5 protein-coding genes are annotated in these 6212 nt (G+C 73.6%); 4 read left to right on the forward strand and 1 reads right to left on the reverse strand.

Annotated elements, in window-relative coordinates:
- Positions 1-5: 5 nt before the first annotated feature.
- Positions 6-875, forward strand: coding sequence for a class I SAM-dependent methyltransferase (locus tag AB0O36_RS34235; protein WP_365117202.1), 870 nt, complete (start codon positions 6-8; stop codon positions 873-875).
- Between the two features lie 12 nt (positions 876-887).
- Here AB0O36_RS34235 and AB0O36_RS34240 read toward each other — a convergent pair whose 3' ends face one another.
- On the reverse strand, positions 888-1796 hold the full coding sequence (locus AB0O36_RS34240; protein WP_365117204.1) for an alpha/beta hydrolase: 909 nt from the start codon (positions 1794-1796) through the stop codon (positions 888-890).
- Between the two features lie 465 nt (positions 1797-2261).
- On the opposite strand from AB0O36_RS34240, the gene tdh reads away from it, so the two are divergent.
- The 3 genes from tdh to AB0O36_RS34255 all read left to right on the forward strand — a co-directional run bounded on the left by tdh (position 2262) and on the right by AB0O36_RS34255 (position 5972).
- A complete protein-coding gene (gene tdh / locus AB0O36_RS34245) occupies positions 2262-3293 on the forward strand; it encodes an L-threonine 3-dehydrogenase (RefSeq protein ID WP_365117206.1) in 1032 nt (343 codons plus the stop codon).
- A 333-nt stretch (positions 3294-3626) separates the two neighbouring features.
- Entirely contained in the window at positions 3627-4835 is a 1209-nt protein-coding gene (locus AB0O36_RS34250; protein ID WP_365117209.1) for a glycine C-acetyltransferase, read from the forward strand.
- Positions 4836-5057: 222 nt separating this feature from the next.
- Positions 5058-5972 (forward strand): LysR family transcriptional regulator, encoded by a 915-nt coding sequence (locus AB0O36_RS34255; protein ID WP_365117212.1) that lies wholly within the window; start codon positions 5058-5060, stop codon positions 5970-5972.
- Positions 5973-6212: the final 240 nt, after the last annotated feature.

The following is a 6212-nucleotide window of genomic DNA, read 5'->3' on the forward strand; positions in this document are numbered from 1 at the left end:
TCGGCATGCGGCACGACTACCACCTGCAGTACGACGTGATCGGCACGCGCTTCGAGGAGTCGAAGAGCGCGGCTGCCTTCTGCGCGGCCGACACGCACACCCTCCTCACGGTGCTCGACCAGCTCGGCGGGGTGAAGGGGCTCGACGTCCTCGACCTCGCCTGCGGCCGCGGCCACCACACCCGGCTGCTGGCGCGCGCGGGCGCGCGGCGCACCGTCGGCGTGGACACCTCGGCGGAGATGATCAGGCTGGCGCGGTCCCACTCCCGGGGACGCGCGGGGGAGGAGGCCCCGGCGGCCGGACCGGCCGGAGCGGATTCCGGCGGGGCCGACGGAGCCCGCGGCACCGGCGGCACCGATGACAGCCACGGCAGCCACGGCAGCCACGGCACCCACGAGATCGACGGGATCGAGTACGTGACGGCCGACATGGCCGATTTGCCACCCCTGGGAGCCTTCGACCTCGCGACCGCCGTCTACCTCTTCAACTACGCCGAGAACCGGAACGCCCTGCACTCCGTGTTCCGGGCGATCCGCGCCGGCCTCCGGCCGGGCGGACGGCTGCTGGCGATCGTGCTCAACCCCGGCGCCCACCCCCACACGGACTGGTCGCCCTTCGGCGTGCGCTTCCTGGAGCGGATCCCGGAGGGCGACGCGCCGCTCCTGCGGCTGTCCTTCCCGACCGACCCGCCGGTGCCGTTCACCTGCCGCGAGTGGCCGCACCAGGAGTACGCCGAAGCCGCCGTGGAGGCGGGCTTCGCCTCGGTGAGCTGGCAGCCGAGCCGGACCCCGCCGCCGGACCGGGACCGGGACGAGGCGTTCTGGACGGCGTACCGGACCACGCCCGTCAGCTCACTGATGATCTGCACCGCCTGACGGCGGCGGCCGTCACCCCTCCGCGGCGTCCCTGACCAGGGACACGATCCGGTCCCGGGCCGCCCTGCCCTCGGGCACCCGCAGCAGCGGATAGGTGTGCGGCAACCCCGGCGCCTCGTGGAAGTCCACCTCCACGCCGTCCGCCCGCGCCCGGCGCAACAACTCCCGGCTGTCCGTCGTCAGCACGTCCCGGGTGCCGGTGAACACGCTGATCGGGGCGAGCCCGGCGAAGGACCCGTGCAGCGGGCTGACCAGCGGATCGTCCAGGGCGAGGGTGCCGGCGTAGAGCCGGCCCGCCTCGGCCAGCCCCGGCAGGGCCAGCATCGGGTCGGCCGGCTCCAGCGCGGCCTGGTCCGGGTGGGTCATGCTCACGTCCAGCCACGGCGAGATCAGCACGATCCGCGAGGGCTGCGCGCCGGTGCGGTCCCGCAGCCGCTGGGCGGCGGCCAGGGCCAGCCCGGCGCCCGCAGAGTCCCCGATCAGCACGGTCCCGCCGTCCCCGCTGCTCGCGATCAGCCCGCTCAGCAGGTCGGTCGCGACCGGAACGGTACGGTCGGCGGTGCCGCGCGGGGCCAGGACGTACGCCGGGACCACACAGTGCGCCTGCGCCTCGGTGACCAGGGTCCGCACCAGGGACCAGTGCGGCCGGACCAGCTCGTCGATGTAGCTGCCGCCGTGGATGTAGAGGACCCGGGTCACCGGGTCGGCCCCGCGCGGCGCGGCGTCGTAGACGGGCCAGGCGCCCACGAACGTACGGGAGACCTCCGCCACCCGCCCCAGCGAGCGCGGCGGCAGGTGCGAGGCCGGCCGCCGCGCGGAGCGCGCCACCTGGTCCCGTACCGCCTCGGCGGACGCGAAGCGTCTTCGCCGTCCGGCCGCCATCAGCGCGGCCGTCAGCGCCCGACTCCGCAGACTCGGCACGCCCGCCACCTCCCCGCTACCTGCTCCATGCCCTACCCCGGTCACGGGAGGAGCATAGAGGTGCAGGTCAAGCGAGGTGCAGGGGCATGCAGTGACGAACCTTCCGGCAGCCCCGGCGAGCGGGCCCGGCACGGGCTCGGGAGCGGCTCCGGACCGGGGCCGGACCCAGGGCCGGAGGGGGGGCCGGACCGGGGCAGGAGCGGCGCCGGACCAGGCTCCGGACCGGGCTCGGGACCGGGCTCGGGGGAGGGGCGTTGCGGTGAACGTACGGGCATGAAGGTTTGCTGTCGGCCCGCTTAAGAAATCCTCGATGGACTGATCACCACCGGCCTCGGCACATTGGTCTCGTCCCAGACGCCGCACCGGTCACAACGGTCCCGGCGACCTCGCCGACCGTGCCGACCAGCCCGCTCACGCCGGCACCGGCGGTCGCGTACGCCCCTCTCACCTGCCTGGAGCCCACCCATGAAGGCACTCGTCAAGCACAAGGCCGAGCCCGGGCTGTGGCTCATGGACGTGCCGGAGCCGGAGTACGGCCCGGGCGAGGTGCTGATCAAGGTGCTCCGCACCGGCATCTGCGGGACCGACCTGCACATCCGCACCTGGGACGGCTGGGCGCAGGGCGCCGTCCGCACCCCGCTGGTCCTCGGCCACGAGTTCGTCGGCGAGGTCGCCGCGATCGGTGCCGACGTCCAGGACATCGAGGTCGGCGCACTGGTCAGCGGCGAGGGCCACCTGGTCTGCGGCAAGTGCCGCAACTGCCTGGCCGGCCGCCGCCACCTGTGCCGGTCCACGCTCGGCCTCGGCGTCGGCCGCGACGGCGCGTTCGCCGAGTACGTGGTGCTGCCCGCGCAGAACGTGTGGGTGCACCGGACCCGGGTGGACCTGGACGTGGCGGCGATCTTCGACCCGTTCGGCAACGCGGTGCACACCGCCCTGTCCTTCCCGCTCGTCGGCGAGGACGTCCTGATCACCGGCGCGGGGCCGATCGGCATCATGGCCGCGGCCGTCGCCCGGCACGCCGGCGCCCGCAGCGTGGTCATCACCGACGTCAGCCCCGAGCGCCTGGACCTGGCCCGCAAGGCCGGCGCCACGATGGCGGTCAACGTCGCGGAGTCGACGATCGCGGACGCCCAGCGCGAGCTCGGGCTGCGCGAAGGCTTCGACATCGGCCTGGAGATGTCCGGCCGGCCGGAGGCCATGCGCGACATGATCGACAACATGACCCACGGCGGACGGATCGCCATGCTGGGGCTGCCGGCGCAGGAGTTCCCGGTGGACTGGGCCAAGATCGTCACCTCGATGATCACCATCAAGGGCATCTACGGCCGCGAGATGTTCGAGACCTGGTACGCGATGACCGTCCTCCTGGAGGGCGGCCTGGACCTCAGCCCGGTGATCACCGGCCGCTACGCGTACACCGACTTCGAGGCGGCCTTCGACGAGGCGGCCACGGCCCGCAGCGGCAAGATCATCCTGGACTGGACCGCGGCCTAGGCAGGCAAGCGCCGGCCCGTCGGCCGGAGCCGACGGCCCCGGCCGCCCGCCTCGCCCGCCCGCCCCGGCCGCCGGTCCGGAGCAGACCACCCCCTCCGGCCGGACCCCGCACCCCTCCCCCCTTCCGCGGGGTCCGGCCCTCCACCCGGGCACACACGCCACACCCCGCAGACGCCGCACACACCGCAGCCTCCGCACGCACCGCGCAGACGCCGCACACACCGCAGACGCCGCGCAGACGCCGCACACACCAGCACAGCCGTCGCCCAAGCCGCCCCCGGCACACAGGTCGAACAGGTCGCACAGGTCGCCCACGCCGCACTAGGAGCACACATGTTCACGTCCGTCCGCGAGGACCTCCGTACCACCCTCGACGAGATCCGGTCCGCCGGACTGCACAAGCCCGAGCGGGTCATCGGCACCCCGCAGAGCGCCTCCGTCGAGGTGACGGCGGGCGGCGCCCCCGGCGAGGTCCTCAACTTCTGCGCCAACAACTACCTCGGCCTCGCCGACCACCCCGAGGTCACCGCGGCCGCCAAGGACGCCCTGGACCGCTGGGGCTACGGCATGGCCTCCGTCCGCTTCATCTGCGGCACCCAGGAGGTCCACAAGGAGCTGGAGGCCCGCCTCTCGGCCTTCCTCGGCCAGGAGGACACGATCCTCTACTCCTCCTGCTTCGACGCCAACGGCGGCGTCTTCGAGACCCTCCTCGGCCCCGAGGACGCGGTGATCTCCGACGCCCTCAACCACGCCTCCATCATCGACGGCATCCGGCTCTCCAAGGCCCGCCGGTTCCGCTACGCCAACCGCGACATGGCGGAGCTGGAGGCGCGTCTGAAGGAGGCCACCGACGGCGGTGCCCGGCGCAAGCTCATCGTCACCGACGGCGTGTTCTCGATGGACGGCTACGTCGCCCCGCTCGACGAGATCTGCGACCTGGCCGAGCAGTACGACGCGATGGTCATGGTCGACGACTCGCACGCCGTCGGCTTCGTCGGCGCGGGCGGCCGCGGCACCCCCGAACTGCACGGGGTCATGGACCGCGTCGACATCATCACCGGCACCCTCGGCAAGGCCCTCGGCGGGGCGAGCGGCGGCTACGTGGCCGCCCGCGCCGAGATCGTCGAGCTGCTGCGCCAGCGCTCCCGCCCGTACCTCTTCTCCAACTCCCTCGCGCCCGTCATCGCGGCGGCCTCGCTGAAGGTCCTGGACCTGCTGGAGTCGGCGGGCGACCTCCGCGAGCGGCTCGCCGCGAACACGGCCCTGTTCCGCACGAAGATGACCGAGGCCGGCTTCGAGATCCTGCCCGGCGACCACGCGATCGCCCCGGTCATGATCGGCGACGCGGCCGAGGCGGCCCGCATGGCGGAACTGCTGCTGGAGCGCGGCGTCTACGTGATCGGCTTCTCGTACCCCGTCGTCCCGCTGGGCGCCGCCCGCATCCGCGTCCAGCTCTCGGCCGCCCACTCCACGCAGGACGTGGAGCGCGCCGTGGCCGCCTTCACGGACGCCCGCGCAGCCCTGACCGCGGCACAGTCCTGACCCCGACACGGTCCTGACCCGGCGTGTCCCGGCACACGACGCGTGCTGATCGCACGGCGGCCGCGAAGGCACCGACGCGCGCCGGGATGGATCGGGAACGCAACAACGCCACCCGGTCGCAATGCACCCGCACAACAGGCCACTGAAGGCGACGCACCGTTGTGAACGGTGACGAGGGGTGACGCGGGACTGCATGCCACGCGGGGCTGAGAGGATGGTGGGGTGATCGACCCCCGCCGGCTGCGCATCCTGCGCGCCGTGGCGGACCACCGTACGGTGACCGCCGCGGCCGCAGCGCTGTACCTCACCCCGTCCGCCGTGTCCCAGCAGCTCGCGGCGCTGGAACAGGAGACCGGGCACGCCCTGCTGACCCGGAGCGGACGCGGTGTGCGGCTGACCTCCGCCGGCGAAATCCTCCTCGGCCACGCCCACGAGGTCCTCGCACAGCTCGAACGCGCGGAGGCGGAACTCGCCGCGTACGCGGGCGGCGCCTCCGGCGAGGTCACGGTGGTGGCCTTCGCGACCGGAATCGCGGAGGTCCTCGCCCCGGTCATCGCCCGGCTGGGGGTGGACCGACCGGGCATCCGCCTGCGCGTCCGCGACGCTGAGGGCGACCAGAGCCTGCCGATGGTGCTGGACGGCGAGGCCGACGTGGCACTGGCCGTGGAGTACCGGGGCGGCCCCGGCGCGGACGACGTCCGCTTCTCCGTCCTCCCGCTCTACGCCGAACCGTTCGACGCGGTACTGCCGCCGGGGCACGCCCTGGCGGACCATCCCACGGTCGCCCTGGCCGACCTCGCCGACGCGGACTGGGTGGGCCAGTACCCGGGCAACCCCTGCCACGACGTGACCCTGCTGGCATGCGAGTCGGCCGGCTTCGCCCCCCGTTTCACCCACTCCTCGGACGACTTCCGCGCGGTGGTCGCCCTGGTGGGGGTGGGCGCGGGCGTGGCCCTTGTCCCACGCTCGGCGCTCCGCGGCATGGACCTCAAGGAAGTCCGCGTCCGCCCGGTGACCGGCCCGTCCGCCACCCGCCGGGTCTTCGCCGCCACCCGCCGCGGCGCGGAATCCCACCCGCTCCTGGCCCCGGTCCTGGAAGCCCTGCTCCGAGAGTCCTCCCACCTACGCCGAGACTGACCCCTGCAGGCCTGACCCGCGGTGACCGCCAAAGCTGCCACGTCGAGCCTTCCAGCGCTGCCTGCCTGCTCTTCCCTCCCCGCTCTTCCCCCCTCCGCCTCGTGCCCCTGCTCCGCCCGCGCTCTGCCCCCGCTCTGTGCCCTCGCGCTGCCCCCTGCTGTGTCTCCTCGATCTGCTTCGAAGCGATGCCCGATGCGAATAGCCCGATGCCCGGTCCGTCCCATCGATCTGCCCGCGCCC

This window comes from Streptomyces sp. NPDC089799, from assembly GCF_040684755.1.
GTDB lineage: Bacteria > Actinomycetota > Actinomycetes > Streptomycetales > Streptomycetaceae > Streptomyces.

Bases quoted from the DNA above. Each gene is read 5' to 3' on its own strand.
- tdh (WP_365117206.1), top strand. From the start codon at position 2,262: ATGAAGGCACTCGTCAAGCACAAGGCCGAGCCCGGGCTGTGGCTCATG.
- AB0O36_RS34250 (WP_365117209.1), top strand. From the start codon at position 3,627: ATGTTCACGTCCGTCCGCGAGGACCTCCGTACCACCCTCGACGAGATC.
- AB0O36_RS34235 (WP_365117202.1), top strand. From the start codon at position 6: ATGCGGCACGACTACCACCTGCAGTACGACGTGATCGGCACGCGCTTC.